20 protein-coding genes, 1 tRNA gene and 1 pseudogene are annotated in these 15,256 nt (G+C 40.5%); 19 read left to right on the top strand and 3 right to left on the bottom strand.

The genetic code is table 11. From position 1 onward, the window contains the following. Positions 1 to 4: 4 nt before the first annotated feature. From C5695_RS13880 to C5695_RS13845, 8 genes are read left to right on the top strand one after another with little or no spacing between them, the layout of a single operon-like run. Positions 5 to 1,750, top strand: coding sequence for a phage tail protein (locus tag C5695_RS13880; RefSeq protein WP_117731228.1), 1,746 nt, complete (start codon positions 5 to 7; stop codon positions 1,748 to 1,750). A gap of 17 nt (positions 1,751 to 1,767) precedes the next feature. Beyond that, complete coding sequence (locus C5695_RS13875) at positions 1,768 to 3,636, top strand: right-handed parallel beta-helix repeat-containing protein (RefSeq protein ID WP_117731227.1); 1,869 nt, start codon at positions 1,768 to 1,770, stop codon at positions 3,634 to 3,636. Positions 3,637 to 3,647: 11 nt separating this feature from the next. After that, positions 3,648 to 5,219 carry a phage baseplate upper protein gene (locus tag C5695_RS13870; protein ID WP_117731226.1) on the top strand — a complete coding sequence of 524 codons (1,572 nt, stop codon included), beginning with the start codon at positions 3,648 to 3,650 and terminating at the stop codon, positions 5,217 to 5,219. Positions 5,220 to 5,231: 12 nt separating this feature from the next. Next, positions 5,232 to 5,507, top strand: coding sequence for a hypothetical protein (locus C5695_RS13865; protein WP_117731225.1), 276 nt, complete (start codon positions 5,232 to 5,234; stop codon positions 5,505 to 5,507). Further along, positions 5,504 to 5,650, top strand: a complete 147-nt coding sequence (locus C5695_RS13860; protein WP_106038152.1) for an XkdX family protein — start codon at positions 5,504 to 5,506, stop codon at positions 5,648 to 5,650. Before C5695_RS13865 ends, C5695_RS13860 begins: the two co-directional genes overlap by 4 nt. Positions 5,651 to 5,689: 39 nt before the next feature. Beyond that, positions 5,690 to 5,902, top strand: coding sequence for a BhlA/UviB family holin-like peptide (locus C5695_RS13855; RefSeq protein ID WP_073206560.1), 213 nt, complete (start codon positions 5,690 to 5,692; stop codon positions 5,900 to 5,902). A 20-nt stretch (positions 5,903 to 5,922) separates the two neighbouring features. Further along, a complete protein-coding gene (locus C5695_RS13850; RefSeq protein ID WP_117731224.1) occupies positions 5,923 to 6,186 on the top strand; it encodes a phage holin in 264 nt (87 codons plus the stop codon). Between the two features lie 53 nt (positions 6,187 to 6,239). Beyond that, on the top strand, positions 6,240 to 7,061 hold the full coding sequence (locus C5695_RS13845; RefSeq protein ID WP_117731223.1) for a peptidoglycan recognition protein family protein: 822 nt from the start codon (positions 6,240 to 6,242) through the stop codon (positions 7,059 to 7,061). 22 nt (positions 7,062 to 7,083) lie between these two features. Here C5695_RS13845 and C5695_RS13840 read toward each other — a convergent pair whose 3' ends face one another. Further along, complete coding sequence (locus C5695_RS13840) at positions 7,084 to 7,287, bottom strand: hypothetical protein (RefSeq protein ID WP_117731222.1); 204 nt, start codon at positions 7,285 to 7,287, stop codon at positions 7,084 to 7,086. Between the two features lie 83 nt (positions 7,288 to 7,370). On the opposite strand from C5695_RS13840, the gene C5695_RS13835 reads away from it, so the two are divergent. After that, complete coding sequence (locus C5695_RS13835; RefSeq protein ID WP_117731221.1) at positions 7,371 to 7,871, top strand: hypothetical protein; 501 nt, start codon at positions 7,371 to 7,373, stop codon at positions 7,869 to 7,871. Positions 7,872 to 7,943: 72 nt separating this feature from the next. On the opposite strand, the gene C5695_RS13830 is transcribed toward C5695_RS13835, so the two are convergent. Continuing rightward, complete coding sequence (locus tag C5695_RS13830; protein ID WP_117731220.1) at positions 7,944 to 8,099, bottom strand: Arm DNA-binding domain-containing protein; 156 nt, start codon at positions 8,097 to 8,099, stop codon at positions 7,944 to 7,946. A gap of 67 nt (positions 8,100 to 8,166) precedes the next feature. Beyond that, positions 8,167 to 8,355, bottom strand: coding sequence for a hypothetical protein (locus tag C5695_RS13825; RefSeq protein WP_117731219.1), 189 nt, complete (start codon positions 8,353 to 8,355; stop codon positions 8,167 to 8,169). 117 nt (positions 8,356 to 8,472) lie between these two features. Here C5695_RS13825 and C5695_RS13820 point away from each other — a divergent pair, with 117 nt between their 5' ends. The 10 genes and pseudogenes from C5695_RS13820 (at position 8,473) to C5695_RS13775 (ending at position 15,243) form a co-directional block, all read left to right on the top strand. Continuing rightward, on the top strand, positions 8,473 to 9,996 hold the full coding sequence (locus tag C5695_RS13820) for a recombinase family protein (RefSeq protein ID WP_117731218.1): 1,524 nt from the start codon (positions 8,473 to 8,475) through the stop codon (positions 9,994 to 9,996). Positions 9,997 to 10,029: 33 nt separating this feature from the next. Then, positions 10,030 to 10,116 (top strand): annotated as a pseudogene (gene gerE / locus C5695_RS13815) (spore germination transcription factor GerE); the annotation flags it as partial. A 149-nt stretch (positions 10,117 to 10,265) separates the two neighbouring features. Continuing rightward, the gene (locus tag C5695_RS13810; RefSeq protein WP_003216546.1) at positions 10,266 to 10,706 is read left to right on the top strand and encodes a MarR family winged helix-turn-helix transcriptional regulator; all 441 of its coding nucleotides are present in this window, start codon (positions 10,266 to 10,268) and stop codon (positions 10,704 to 10,706) included. Between the two features lie 7 nt (positions 10,707 to 10,713). Next, positions 10,714 to 11,532 carry a glutamate racemase gene (gene racE / locus C5695_RS13805; protein WP_117731217.1) on the top strand — a complete coding sequence of 273 codons (819 nt, stop codon included), beginning with the start codon at positions 10,714 to 10,716 and terminating at the stop codon, positions 11,530 to 11,532. A gap of 101 nt (positions 11,533 to 11,633) precedes the next feature. After that, complete coding sequence (locus C5695_RS13800; protein ID WP_117731216.1) at positions 11,634 to 12,695, top strand: GerMN domain-containing protein; 1,062 nt, start codon at positions 11,634 to 11,636, stop codon at positions 12,693 to 12,695. A 152-nt stretch (positions 12,696 to 12,847) separates the two neighbouring features. Continuing rightward, a complete protein-coding gene (gene rph / locus C5695_RS13795) occupies positions 12,848 to 13,576 on the top strand; it encodes a ribonuclease PH (protein ID WP_117731215.1) in 729 nt (242 codons plus the stop codon). Positions 13,577 to 13,586: 10 nt separating this feature from the next. Further along, the gene (locus tag C5695_RS13790) at positions 13,587 to 14,189 is read left to right on the top strand and encodes an XTP/dITP diphosphatase (protein WP_187441892.1); all 603 of its coding nucleotides are present in this window, start codon (positions 13,587 to 13,589) and stop codon (positions 14,187 to 14,189) included. A 14-nt stretch (positions 14,190 to 14,203) separates the two neighbouring features. Beyond that, entirely contained in the window at positions 14,204 to 14,728 is a 525-nt protein-coding gene (locus C5695_RS13785; RefSeq protein WP_024427164.1) for a YfcE family phosphodiesterase, read from the top strand. Positions 14,729 to 14,849: 121 nt separating this feature from the next. Further along, a tRNA-Arg gene (locus C5695_RS13780) sits at positions 14,850 to 14,923 on the top strand. A 131-nt stretch (positions 14,924 to 15,054) separates the two neighbouring features. Further along, positions 15,055 to 15,243, top strand: coding sequence for a hypothetical protein (locus tag C5695_RS13775; RefSeq protein WP_187441893.1), 189 nt, complete (start codon positions 15,055 to 15,057; stop codon positions 15,241 to 15,243). The last annotated feature ends 13 nt before the right edge of the window (positions 15,244 to 15,256 follow it).

Below are 15,256 nucleotides of genomic sequence, written 5' to 3'. Positions count from 1 at the left end.
TGTAATGGACTCGGAGCTATTAATGATCAAAGATAAAAAAGGGATTGTTGAACCTTTGTTTGGATTTTCAGTCACTTTGACTGAGGGAGAACAGGGGGCAAAATCAGTAGCTGTTTCAGGCGTGAGAACAGAAGACAACAAGCACGGCTTTGACTTAATTAAGCAAAGGAATTATTTCGTTTATAAAGACGAAGAATATATTATCACCAAGCGTGGCCGTAGAGTGGTTGGAAATCTAGTGAAAATTGATTGTACAAATGACCACCGTTTTTTCGATGATTTGAAATGCAGACGAATCTATGAATCTTACAAAGGCGATTTTAGCCCATTCTATTTGCTTGATATGGTGTTTAAGGGTACGGGGTATAAATACATCTTGAACCTTTCTGAACTGCCTGAGACGCTAAAATATGATGATTTTGGGTCAGATAATAAGTTGGCACTCTTTCAGCGAATCATAGCTGATTTAGGCGCTGAATTTGACTATGCACAAAACACTGTCTATATAGGAGCTAAACTTGGCACAGTGACCGACAAACAGTTTCTTCATCAATTCAACATATCAGATATTGGAGAAGATTTAGACGCCAGCAAATTTGTGACTTATATCAAGGGGTACGGGAAACAAAAAGAGCAAAAAGATACATCGACAGCTAAAGCCATTCCCTATGAATCAAAAACAGGAAAATATGAAATTAACGATTCTGACAATAAGCCTGTAACCAAAGAAATAGGAGCGACATTCAGCTTCAAGTTTCAAGGTACAGGCTTTAGTTTTAAAACGATTGTTCATCCGATGGGGGGCAAATGGGTCTTTAACGTCGGCGGGTCCAACAAAACCATTACCACCTACGCAAAAGAAAAGGAAGAAAAAGTGATTGAAGTCGCAAGGGGAATGGATAGCAAAGAGTATACAGTGAAAGCCACTTTCAAAAAAGACACCGACAATCCAAACACAAAGAAAAAAGGGACTGTTCCTTTTAACTATCTTTTAGATGGCGGGATTATCACACCATTTAGGGAGCTAGTAGGAGATGAAAGGTATTCTGCGGTCATCGACTATACATCCCCACTCGCAGAAGAATACGGAATCATAGAAGCAGAACCATTTTATTCAGATGATATTACAAACGCCTCAGACTTAAAAGAAGCACTGAAAAAGGCTTTGTATGATTCTTGGGACATTTCCATTTCTTTAACCGCGCAGGACTTAGAGGAAATGAATTTAAATGATATCAATCGACTTGATTATGCTTATTGTTTGCTTGATCCATTAGGTGTGGACGTTTTACTCAAGGTGGTTGAAAAAGTTAGTTATTCTAATCCGAATATATCTCCAAAATTTACGTTTGGGACCATCAAGAAAAAAGGGACAGATACAATTGCAGGTTTATCATCTAGCTCAAAAGCAGTCAGTAAGCTTGTGGATCAAAAAACCGGAAAAATCAAAGAATCGGCTCTAGCTGGAACGGTCTCTTTTAATCTAGCTTATGCGACCGGGGTGCTTGCGCCGGGAAAAGTCAGAATAGGACCAGAAACTCTATTTGAAGATGGTTATGATCCGAAGGAAATAGCAGCAGGCGCCGTTGTATTGGCTGATGAAAGCAATGACGGCATGATCAGTAGCGAAGATTTTATCAAGATATCAAAAATTAGAGTCGATCAAACAGGCGCCGAAATCAACCTGAATCAAATGGTCGTTGATATCACGAATTTAGATAAAAGATTAAAGGCCCTTGAATCCAAATAAATGAAGGAGGGACAATCATGGCAAATGTCGCTTTAAAGCGTGTAGATGCGGCTTGGGATAGAGAAGCGCGTAATAATATCAATGACAGTTTTAGCATCATTGAAAAAGGGTTTAACAAAACTAGCCTAGAATTGCAGGACCACATCAACAGCGCAGCTGCACATCGATCGTCACAGATTAAACATGGCATGTATACCGTTGGAAATCGGCTTGACAATCTGCATTCTCGGTTTGTGAATCTTGTCGTTAATCATGATGGCGAAGATGTCAAAGAGGTGGTTGATCTTAGAGTTGCTTCAGATGCGACGATTCATCCCACAGCAAAAGACCGATTTGACTACGAATTTGCGCAAATTGATCAGAAGATTAGTGATGCAATGGTTTATGTGTCGCTTAAGCCTTTTTTGAATAAACTAGGCAATTTCACGAAAGCGATGCAAGCAGCACTCGACCTATCGAAAACATACCCTGTCAAAATCGTTGTGCCTCCCGGGACATACACCCAAAGAGAGACAATAAGGGTTTATCAGGGAGCAAGAATTGAGTTTCAAGCAGGCGTGCATGTAAAACGTGATTTTGTTGGATCAATGTTTGTTAACGGCGACGCAACCGATCAAAGCACTGGTTATAACGGGAATGGGAATATCGTCATCGAGGGACAAGGGATTATTGACAGTATGGGGCATGTGATCAAACAGCAATGTTCTATTTTTGCGTTTGCTCATGCGTCTGGAATCACCATGCGAGATATCACTTTGAGAAATGTTTGTGGTGGACATGCGTTTGATTGTGCAGGGAATGAAGATGTCTTGATTGATAATGTGACATTCGAAGGGTTTGCGGATTACGTAGGGGACAGATGGTTTTCGGCAGCTGTTCAAGTTGATTTAATGCGTTCAGCAAGCAATTTTGGCGCTTTTGGTGCCTATGATCATACGCCAACACGAAACATCACCATGCAAAACTGTAAGATTAGAAAATCCGCAGAGCTTGGAGGCTATCCTAGAGCGATTGATTCACATACAAGCACTGACGGTGTTCTTTATTCAGGCATTAGATTCCTCAATAACAAGGTTTACGATTGCACAGAATGGGCGGTATCGGGCAACAAATGGCAAGACGTATTTGTTGACGGTAACACTTTTGAAAACTGTTCCGGCGGCGTTAGAACGTTATTGCCAAGCGTCAGCAGCGTTTATACTCAAGACAAAAACGGAAACCCGACTGGCAGAGTAAACAAGACAAAGCGTCACACAATTACAAACAACAAATTTATCAATATGTCAGTTGACCACGCAATACAGGTGTACGGCCGTAAAGGGTATCAAACCATTGATCATGTGGCTATTAAGGGCAATCAAATTGACGGGACGACAAGGCACGGTATTCATGTTTCAGATGTGAAGCATTTTGTTATTGAAGGTAACAATATGGAGAACATTGGACACCACGGCGTACTGGTTACACGCAGCACCCGGGGAAAGGTTCACCACAACACAGGGCGTGACATTCAAGGGAATGGCGTGCGGATCGAGGAAGGAAATTGCGATTATGTTTCGGTGGATGATAACACGCTTGAAGAGATCGGTTTCTCGGGTATATCTGTCTCGGGTGATTCTGAATATGTACAAGTAGATGAAAACACGATCATGAATGCGGGCAAGCGTGGGGATGAATATGACTTTATTTTGTTCATGGATGGCGTCAAAAATAGCGCCGTTCGTAATAACACAGCAACCGGGAAAACAGGTCGACACGGTATGTATTTAACTAGCAAATGTTCATCCATACAGCATTACGGCAACCGATTAAAAGGCGCTGGGAAAGTATCAGCATTAAATGATAAGAGCGTTGATCCAATACTCACAGCCGGAAATATCACTTAAGGGGGGATACTGTGACGGATAATAAGATCTTTAAAAATGGCGGGTTAAAATTCGATATCGATGCTTATACGCAAAGTGTATATCAATCACAAATTGTATTCTCAACACAGGATATCGGGACCGCAAAACTTCTTTTTACATTGCGTAAAGACGGCGTTCCTCTTCCTTTATCCGCAGTAGATGCGAAACTTGTACTAAAATTTGATTCGGGGGCAAAACATGTCAGAGATATTGAATTGGTTGATAAAGTGGAAGGATTGGCCACGTACGTCCTTGATGACGAGGAAATCAAACAATATGGACGAGTGAGAGCCGCGCTCAATCTTTATTATCGAAACACTCAATCAATGTCGGTTCATGAGTTTACTTTTACGATACAACGTAATTTAATCGATCAGGACATTGTCCCGGTTGCGGAGTATTATATCGACGATTTCCAAACACTTAAAACCGAAATAGAACGCATGGCAGCAGAGTTGCAAGGAAGTATCGACGAAATCACCGCAGAGTTGCAGGAGCAGCTAGACCACTTGAAAGAAAAGCTTGACGATCTTGAAGCGCTTGAAACAAAAGAAGGTGCAAAAGCTAAAGTAGCCGAAGCGCTTGCAGCAGCTAAAAAATATACGGACGATCACGCAGAGACACCCGACGGAGCATTGAAAATGGCTAAAGACCTTGTTGCGGGTTTTCAGCAAAAGAAAATTACGCTAGATTCAGGAATGCCATTGATCTCAATTAAGGATACTTCTTTAAGCATCTTAGACGAAGTTATCAATAATGGATTAGGGCAAGGAACCTTCTATGCAATAGCTAATTCAAAAGACTTGCCTAATCACCGTTCATTCAGAGGCTTTTTCCACATGACGGATGCGACAAATGGAAAGGGGACGTTTGGATGGGTGTATGCTACGGATTACGCCAATAACATTTACACCAATTATTTAAACAATAATTCGTGGAGTGGATGGGCTAGACTCTCGAATCATAATTTGCTATCTGAAACAGGGCAAAGCCAATTGTTGCCGAATGGTACGGACATATTAACGTTGCCGTCGGGTTGTTATTACGCCGTTGGAACAAATGTTGTGAATATGCCGAGTAAAACCGATTCATCTTGGTTCAATATTTATATAATAGACAACAGCAACAACCGAAAAACGTTCCATATTATCCGAAGTGGAGATAATCTTCATTGGTGGGGAACGACTCATACGGACGGATCGTTCAGAGGGTGGAAACGTATGCTGACGGATGATGATTCAATCAGCACATGGAATCAGGTGACGTTAGTCGCTGGAACAGTAAAACAATATGCGAGTAACCCTCTCCAATTCTCCATACGTCAAAATGAATTACTACTTCGAGGGTCCTTTGAGGGAGTCCCGGCAAATGATGCAGTCATTGCCCGTTTTACTCAAAAACCGGCTTCAAAAGCTGTGTTTCTCGGTGCAACGGTAGGGTCTTATGGCTCTGCTAGATTCACATTAGAAAAAGATGGTTCTTTGCGTTTTGATGGGATGTCTGCTAACGATAATTCTTTTGTAAGCAGATTTGAAATAAATGAATCTATTCCGTTGTGGTAGGAGGTAAGGTACATGCATATTTTTTTATATGACGAAAATTTTATGTATTTAGGCGAAGATGTGATAAGTGATTATGAAGAGATTCCGAAAAATGCTACGGATGTACGACCACAAGAGGGGTTGTATCTTCCCGAGTATGACGAGAAAAAAAGAGTGTGGTTTGAATCAGCATCCAAAGAGTATATAGAGAGCTTGCAGCCAAAGCCGCAGCCGTCAAAAATAGACCTCATGGAGAAACAAGTTGCCGAGCTTTATTACTTGTTTGCATTAGGGGGTGATCCATCGTGAGTGATTTCGATTGGTTCAGTAGAATCAAAGGTTTTTATGATAGAGAATTATGGACAAAAGAAATGGTATATAACACAGTGGCAGCGGGGAGAATCACACCCGAACAATATGAGGAAATCACAGGTGAGCCATACGAAGTGTAGGCTTATTTTTTATGTTTATGGCGGGAGAAGGTGAACAAAATGGAAATGGATATTGCGCAGTATTTGATGACACAGGGACCGTTTGCGGTTCTTTTTTGTTGGGTGCTGTTTTATGTATTGAACACGACAAAAGAGCGTGAGAACAAGCTAAACGAACAAATAGACGCACAAAATGACGTACTAGCAAAGTTTAGTGAGAAGTATGATGTTGTCATTGAAAAACTAGACAGAATCGAAAGAAACCAAAAATAAAACGAAAAGAGGAAATTAATATGAAAAACTTTGACAAAGGCACGGTCGTTCGCACGGTGCTTCTTTTTATTGCGCTAATCAACCAGGCGTTAATTATGTTTGGAAAACCTGTTTTGCCGATCAGTGAGGATCAAGTCACTTCGTTGGCTGACACATTGTACCTTGCTTTCTCAATGATTTTTACAATTGTCACAACCTTGATGGCATGGTTTAAAAACAATTACGTGACTGAGAAAGGCAAGCTACAAAAAGAAGTGCTGCAACAAAAAGGGTTAACAAAATAAAGAGCTGCCATTAGGCGGCATTTTTTATATCAAAATTTAAGGAGTAGATGAATATGGCAATCAAAGTAAAAAAGAAAATGGTACCGTCCAGTAGATACGGTTTAAAATGTCCAAATAAAATGAATGCGGAATACATTACTATCCACAATACAGCAAACGACGCCACAGCTGAAAGAGAAATTAACTATATGATCAATAACACCAGTTCAACAAGTTATCATTTTGCAGTGGACAATAAAAAGGTGATCCAAGCTATTCCATTAGATCGCAATGCGTGGCATTCGGGTGACGGCACAAATGGTACTGGTAACCGCAAGTCAATTGCGATTGAAATTTGTTATAGCGAGTCTGGCGGTGCTAGATACAAGGCTGCGGAAAAGCTGGCTATTAAATTTGTGGCGCAGTTGCTTAAAGAACGTGGTTGGGGTGTTGATCGAGTACGCAAGCATCAAGATTGGAATGGGAAGTATTGTCCACACCGGATCTTATCTGAAGGTAGATGGAGCTCATTTAAAGCAGCCATTGAAAAAGAGCTGAAGGCATTGGGCGGTAAAACATCATCTTCGAAGCCTGAGAAAACATCATCCACAAAAACACCTAATAAAAAAGCATCTAAGAAGGCGCACAAGCTCCCAACGGGCATCTTTAAGGTGAAAACACCTATGAAGAAAGGGGACGCTGTAAGGCGAATTCAAGAGGCTTTAGCGGCACTCTATTTCTACCCTGACAAAGGGGCAAAAAACAATGGTATTGACGGCTATTACGGACCAAAAACAGCGAATGCGGTCAAACGATTCCAGCTTATGCATGGGCTTACTTCTGATGGTATCTATGGTCCAAAGACTAAAGCAGCGTTAGAAAAGCTATTAAAATAAAAAGGGCAGGCGTTAAGCCTGCTCACTTTTTTAAATCATTTTCAAGAAATTCTATATCTTTTTTGTATCTTTCAATCGTTTCTTCGATAGCTGCCTTTATTACCCCGGGATACCCTTTTTCTTCTTCTTGTGATTGTTCCTTTTTCAATTCCTTTATGTCTTCATGCAGCAACTTTATTGCATGTTGCTTCTGTTCCTTATTCATATAATTATAGATTTTTCTCATGACAATCATCCTTTTCATCGAATTTAATATACAAATATTTATAAATTTAGTATATAATACCACTTAAGAAGGGTGGTGGTAAAATGAATAAATTTGTATCTAAATTACTTATTGTTGCGTTAACAACTTTACTATTAGTATCAACATTGTTACCGACTGTATCAAGAGCCGCAACTCCTAATAATGATAATGAGACTATGGCATCACAACAGATTCAAGTGAAAATACAGTCGTTAAAGAGTCTAGCGGATGAAACAGAAATAGAAGACCCTATCATCCAAACTCAAGGCTTTAGAGGATACCTAGTAAAGTTAGCTGCTGAAATAGTAGCAGAAGGTGTAAGGTATGGTGGAAAAGCAGCAAGTCTTGTTTTGAAAAAAGCTGACAAGCAAGCTGCTAAAGCATTTAAAGAGAATTCCAATTTCATAGCTAAAAAAATTGAAGAATTCGCAAATATACCTGATGTTACTGCAAACATAATCAAGAAAAGGCTTTATGCTGCTTTAGAACCGAAAATTGGTGGAGGGTCAGCACAAATTATTGCTGACGGTGTTTACTATGCAATTAACTTTTTCTTGTTTTAAATGAAAATGCCCTTCCGTTTGGAGGGGCTTTTTATTTGGGCATTATTTTTCAGCGTTCGAAAATCTATGAATCTACATTTCTTTTTCTTTTGCTTCTGCTGCTTTCATTGCTTCATTTTTTGAAGCAAATCCTTTTCGAACTATCCTTTTTCTTTTCCCTGTTTCTCTATCTAATGATTCAATGACATATGAAAAAGTATTGTCTGCACATGGTTTAATTCTAATCATGTTATCCCTCCTGTTTCAATAATATATTAAATTCATTTTACTGAATATCCCATAAAAAGCAATATAATCAGAACCGCCATTCCTTTTTCTCTTTATCCCATCTAATTTCTTTTCGAGAAATAAGATTTTCAACTGCCTTACGAATCGCTGGCTCATCCCTACCCGTTTTCCGTTTAAGTTCATCCATCGAAGGGTTCTTGCGAAACCGACTCATATTGTAGATAATTCGATAAATTTTTCTTTCGAGATCAGTCATACTCTCACCTCGAAATCATTTTATCAGAATGTTTGTTCGGTGTCTAAATTCGTAAGTAAAAGCATCTTATTATGATGTTATACTTTAATTATAATAATAATAACCGAGGTGGGTTATATGAGCTTTCGAAAAGAGACAGTCGATGAAATCATAAAATATGATGATTATCCTTATAAGGTTTATACGAGGGTTTCAACTGATCGAGACGAGCAAATTTCATCGAAGGAAAACCAAATTGATGTTTGTCGATATTGGATCGAGCAACACAATTATGAATGGGATGACCGTTCTGTTTTGTTAGACGACGGTATAAGCGGAACCGTCCTTGAAGATAGGGCAGCAATGAAATACATTTTTTCATTGGCTGAAAAGAAAGAAATAAAAATGGTCATTTTTAAGTCCATCACACGTCTTGCCCGTGACTTAAAAGATGCGTTATATATCAGAGAGATTCTAGTGTCTAATGGGGTTCGTGTCGTTACACTCGAAGAAGACTATGACTCCCTTTACGAGAGTAAAGCGTCAATGAAATTTGAAATGTCTGCTCTCTTTGCGGAGCAGTTACCTAAGTCTATGTCAGTCAATATAAGTGGTGTACTTGCAGCCAAAGCCAGGCGCGGTGAGCATTCAGGAAGAGTGCCTTACGGTTACCAGAAAGATGGTAAACACTTAGTGATTAACGAAAGTGAAGCTCAAGTTATAAGATTAATTTTTCATCTTTATAATAACGAGGGATTGGGTCATAAAAGGGTTACATACGCTTTGCAAGAAAAATGTAAGCTAGGTGAAATACCACCTCCAAAAAAACGTAGTAATTGGCAGCTCACAACAGTTCAAACCATTTTAAGAAACCCTATTTATTGCGGCGTGCATATAGCTAATAGGCATACTACGATAAAAGTTGATGGTCGAAAAAAATTCATTCGGAATCCACCCGAAAAATGGACCGTTTACGAAGACTTTTGCCCGCCGATTGTCTCAAGAGAGGATTGGGAAAAAGCAAATAATAAACAGACTGTCAATAAAAAAACTAAATTCACACCGTGGAATGAGTTGAGACAATTACTTATTTGCGGAAAATGTGGTTCTAACATGGTCATTATCCAAACTAGCAGAGCCAAAAAAAATGGGGAAAAAACCTATTGGAAATACGTAAAATGCAGTAATTATCGGAGAGCTGGTAATGAAGGCTGCGTAAATCATGTTCCTATTATGTATGAAGAAGTTAGAGACTTAGTAATTGAAAATCTTATTGAATTTTCAGGCGGTATAACACACGATTTCAAAAAGAATGCTATTGATCAAAAAGAAAAACAAATGAAGACTATTAAAGCAGAATTGAAGTCCCTTGAAACACAGAATAAAAGATTACTTGAACTTTACCTAGAAGATCAAATTATTTCAAAGGCTGAATTCCAAACGAAACGCAATGATATTCAGACAAAAATAATAAAGCTCGAACAGAGTTTATTCTCATTACAACAGGTTCAAAACGAAAAAAATTCAATGGCTCAAATTCAAGCAGTTCTTCAAGAACTTGAAGACAGAGAAAAGGACCTGAAGCATGTATTTGAAAAGCTCATTGATCACATTGTGATTCATCCAAATGGGCAAATGAACTTCCATTATAGATTTAATTAATTAACTGCGTTATAATATTTGTAAAAGGTATGCATAACAAATGCCATGCAAAAGCTAGGAGTCAAAGGTCGTTCACAGGCCGTAGTCGAGCTTCTGCGTATGGGTGAGCTAGAGCTCTAAAGTCAGCCGGTCTTCCTCCCGCACCAGGGAGGAACCGGTTATTTCTATATGGTTTCCATGAGTCTCTTCTTGCATTTTCTTTGAAAAACGAGGAAAATAGGAATGTACGTTTTAATTAAAGTGAGATGCTATAGTGAGGTATCAATGAAATGGAAACGAATGAGTTCGACCATGTAGCAGAGATTGAAAAATCATTGCGCCATATTGCTGCAATTATTAAGCAAAAAGGCAGAGAAATCCTGAATCAATATACGATTACACCACCTCAATTTGTAGGGCTTCAGTGGCTTTATGAATTCGGGGATATGACAATAGGTGAGCTATCACAAAAGATGTATTTGGCTTGCAGCACAACAACCGACTTAATTGATCGAATGGAAAAAAGTGAACTTGTCGAACGAGTGAAAGATCCTTCTGACCGCCGCGTGGTTCGCATTCACTTATTGCCTGAAGGTGAGCGGATCATTCAAGAAGTGATTGTCAAACGCCAAGAATACGTCAGTGAACTTCTAGGGGCTTTCTCAGAAGAAGAAGCCATCGTTTTCAACCAATCCTTAACGAAACTACAGCAGCAAATGAAAAGAAAATGAGGCGATTTTGTTGGATCAACCAATCGGCGTCATTGATTCCGGCGTCGGCGGTTTAACCGTTGCAAAGGAAATCATGAGACAACTGCCAAAAGAAAAGATCATTTACGTAGGCGATACAAAACGGTGTCCGTATGGCCCGCGGAAAGAAGAAGAGGTTCTTCAATATACTTGGGAAATGGCACACTACTTATTAAGACATCATCATATTAAAATGCTCGTCATTGCATGCAACACAGCTACGGCCATTGCACTTGATGAAATTAAAGCAACACTCGATATCCCAGTCATTGGCGTAATTCAGCCAGGCTCTCGTACAGCGATCAAGGTGACAAACAACCAGCATATTGGCGTCATTGGTACAGCCAATACAATCAAAAGCGAGGCATACAAGGAAGCGCTCCTATCACTAAAAGCAGGGCTAACCGTTCAAAGCTTGGCATGTCCGCTGCTTGTTCCATTTGTAGAAAGCGGGACGTTTTTAGATCAGACAGCAGACGAAGTCGTGAAAGACTCCCTTGCACCAATGAAAGAAACAGGAATTGATACGCTCATTCTTGGCTGCACGCACTATCCGATTTTAAAGGAGCCGATTCAGCGCTTTATGGGGAGTGATGTGAGTATTATTTCATCAGGGGATGAGACAGCGAGAGAAGCCAGTACGATTCTTTCGTATAAAGGACTGTTAAACACGTCTCAAGAAGCACCTGTTCATACATTTTATACAACAGGACAGCAGCAAAATTTTCAAAACATCGCTCGTGATTGGTTTGGTTACCTGCCAGGGAACGTCGAAACTGTATCACTTGAACAAGTCTATCAGCAATAACCCGCTTCTTCTTGAGGTGGGTTATTTTTTTATGAAAAGGGTCTAATCCGCACGAGGAGCTCGTATACATAGTAGTACAAACTACTAGAGGAGGGTGAAGTATGCTGAAAAAAGGAACTACAGCAGCTGTTACGTGTATCGCGTCAGCCATGCTTTTGTCAGGATGCGGATTGTTTCAAACAGACCAAGCGAAAACAGAGATTGATCCACCACAAAACGTCACATATGTGAAAGAAAATAAAGAAGATAAACAAACAGCCAAAGAAGGAAAAGAAGAGAAGAAGGCAGATACAGTCATGAGAGAATTATATTTAATTGATAAAAACGGGTATGTCGTCTCTCAATCCGTTCCGCTGCCGAAAAACGAAGGAAGTGCTAAACAAACCCTTGAATACCTTGTAGACGGGGGGCCGATTTCTAACTTGATGCCAAATGGATTCCGAGCTGTTTTGCCGGCTGACACGAGCGTATCTGTCGACATTAAAGACGGAACGGCCATTGTGGATTTTTCAAACGAATTCAAAAACTATAAAAAAGAAGATGAACAGCGCATCCTGCAATCTGTCACTTGGACGTTAACGCAGTTTGATTCGGTTGCAAAAGTGAAATTGAAAATGAACGGACATGAGCTGAAAGAAATGCCTGTGAATGGTACACCGATTTCAGATGATTTAAGCAGAGAAGACGGTATTAATATTCAGCACGAGGCTGCCGCTGATATGACATCAACAAAGCCAGTGACCGTCTATTATTTAGCTGAATCTGATAAACAGACCTACTACGTTCCGGTCACCACAAGAGCGCCAAAAGATGAGGATGATCCAATTACAGCAGCCATCCATGAGCTCGTCTCTGGGCCAAGCAAAACTAGCCAATTGCTTACAGACTTTGATCAAGATGTGAAGCTGAATGATGTCCCGAAAGTAAAGGACGGACATGTGACACTTGATTTCAATGAATCCATTTTTGGCAGTGCAGATGAAAAGAAAAAGGTCATTTCACAAAAAGTTCTTGATAGCATTGTGCTCACATTAACAGAGCTTCCGGACGTGAAAAGCGTATCTGTCAAGGTAAATGGTAAGGCTGAGCTTGTGAACGAAAAAGGAACAGAGCTGACAAAGCCGGTTTCAAGACCAGAACAAGTGAATACAGGTAGTTTTTAACGGCACACATTGATATAATGGAGAAAAAGAGGCATGCATATTCGCTGCCTCTTTTTTATTCCAAGCGATTAGAACGAGCTGAGGTTGTCAAAGTTAGTAGGAGAACCCCGCTGGAATCGCGCGCGGAATGTATATCGTAACGGAGGTAAATCATGAGATTAGATGAAAGACAATATGACGAATTAAGAAAAATTGAAATAGAGGCAGGCTACATCACGCATCCAGAAGGCTCTGTCTTAATCTCAGCGGGAAATACGAAGGTGATTTGTAACGCATCCATCGAAGACCGCGTACCTCCTTTTTTAAGAGGAGAAGGAAAAGGCTGGATTACAGCAGAATATAGCATGCTTCCAAGAGCAACCGCACAAAGAACCATTAGAGAATCATCTAAAGGAAAAGTCACAGGACGTACAATGGAAATTCAGCGATTAATTGGACGAGCCCTCCGTGCAGTCGTTGACCTAGAAAAACTTGGCGAACGCACGATTTGGATTGACTGTGATGTCATTCAAGCTGACGGCGGAACACGTACAGCATCTATTACTGGTGCTTTTGTTGCCATGACACTTGCGATTCAAAAGCTTCGAGCAGAAGGCGTCATCAAACAAAACCCGATCACTGATTATTTAGCGGCGATATCCGTCGGAATTGATTCTCAGCAAGGTCTTCTGTTAGATTTAAATTATGAAGAAGATTCTTCAGCTGAAGTAGATATGAATGTCATCATGACAGGCGCTGGACGCTTTGTTGAACTTCAAGGCACAGGCGAAGAAGCGACATTCTCAAGAGAACAGCTAAACGGACTGCTCGATTTAGCCGAAAAGGGCATCAAAGAATTAATCGAAAAGCAAAAAGCGGTTACAGGAGAAGTCATCGAATAAAAAGAAGGGTTTGATCAGGATGAAAACAGCCATCATTGCAACGCACAATGCGGGCAAAGCGAAAGAATTCAAAGCCATTCTTGAGCCAAAAGGATTCACGGTCAAAACACTAGCAGATATCGGATTCACTGAAGAGATTGAAGAAACAGGACAAACCTTCGAAGAAAATGCCATCATCAAAGCCGAGGCGATTCAAGCCAAAGCAGGTGAAATGGTCATTGCAGACGATTCCGGTTTGTCGATTGACTATCTTGGCGGAAAACCTGGCGTTTATTCAGCGAGATACGCTGGTGAGCATAAGGATGATGCTGAGAATGTGGAAAAAGTGCTGAGCGAGCTTCAAGGCATTGAAAAAGAAGACCGTACAGCTAGATTCAGATGTGCCCTGGCTGTGAGCATACCGGGTAAAGAAACAAAGACGGTAGAAGGATCAGTAGAAGGCTACATCTCAGAAGAACCAATCGGCGAAAACGGCTTCGGATACGACCCGATTTTCATCGTCAAAGACAAAGACCAGACGATGGCTGAGCTTTCACCAGAGGAGAAAAACAAGATTAGCCATCGAGCGGTCGCGCTTCAAAAGCTTTCATCACTGCTAGACGCAAATGAATAAGGGGGAATGAAGCCATGAAGATACTCATCATTAGTGACAGTCATGGACTCACAGACGAACTTCAAACCATTGCCAAACGGCATGCGGCTGAAGTGGACATGATGATTCACTGCGGAGATTCAGAACTCGAAACGAACCACCCAGCACTCGAAGGATACAAAGTCGTCAAAGGAAATTGTGACTTTATGGGCGATTTTGAAGAAGAACTCCTGCTCCCACTTGATGGAGGCGGAAAACTATTTCTCACTCACGGACATCTGCATGGCATCAAACAATCCTTGCTTCAAGTCTACTACCGTGCAGAAGAGCTAGGCGCAGACATCATCTGCTTTGGCCACTCGCACATCCCAGGCAGTGAGCTGCTAAGAGGAAAACTGCTCATTAACCCAGGCAGTGTGCACCTGCCAAGAGTGCGTAAAGAGCGCAGCTACGCTATACTGACACTAGATGGAAGCGAAGCGAACGTACAGTTTTTCACAGACGAAGGTCAGGTCATACAAGACCTCGAAAACACTGTCACATTGGAAGGTATTTCATAAGGGTGCAGCATCTGCCCCTTATGAAAAAAACTTTCGAAAAACCGTTGACTTTAAAGAACAATAGTAATATAATAAATCTTGTCGGTGAGGTACTCACCAACAGAACACTACATAACAACATGTCCCAGTAGCTCAGCTGGATAGAGCAACGCCCTTCTAAGGCGTCGGTCGGGAGTTCGAATCTCTCCTGGGACGTATTTAAATCGGGTGCTAAAACCCGTCAAATCAACCTTCTATATTGTATAGTGAAACGGTCAGTATAACGGTAATGTAAGAAATTACACCTATTATTGGCTTATATCACTTTCGATATAGGAGGTTTTTTTGTGACCAAAAGAAAAGGATTATTAAATGAATTATCTAGTACTAGTACTAGTTCTACCGCTCCAAAAGAAAAAATAAAACAATTTGAGGTCTTGGATTACTCAATGTTGGTTTTTGATGCTCTCAAAACCATGGTTAGGCAAATAAAGATGAGTGGAAATAGATGCAAAATAAGAAATTATCCGGATTGACTGTCAAATGGAC

Source organism: Bacillus pumilus, from assembly GCF_003431975.1.
GTDB classification, from domain to species: Bacteria; Bacillota; Bacilli; order Bacillales; family Bacillaceae; genus Bacillus; species Bacillus pumilus_N.
This window is presented reverse-complemented; position numbering and strand designations above follow the sequence as displayed.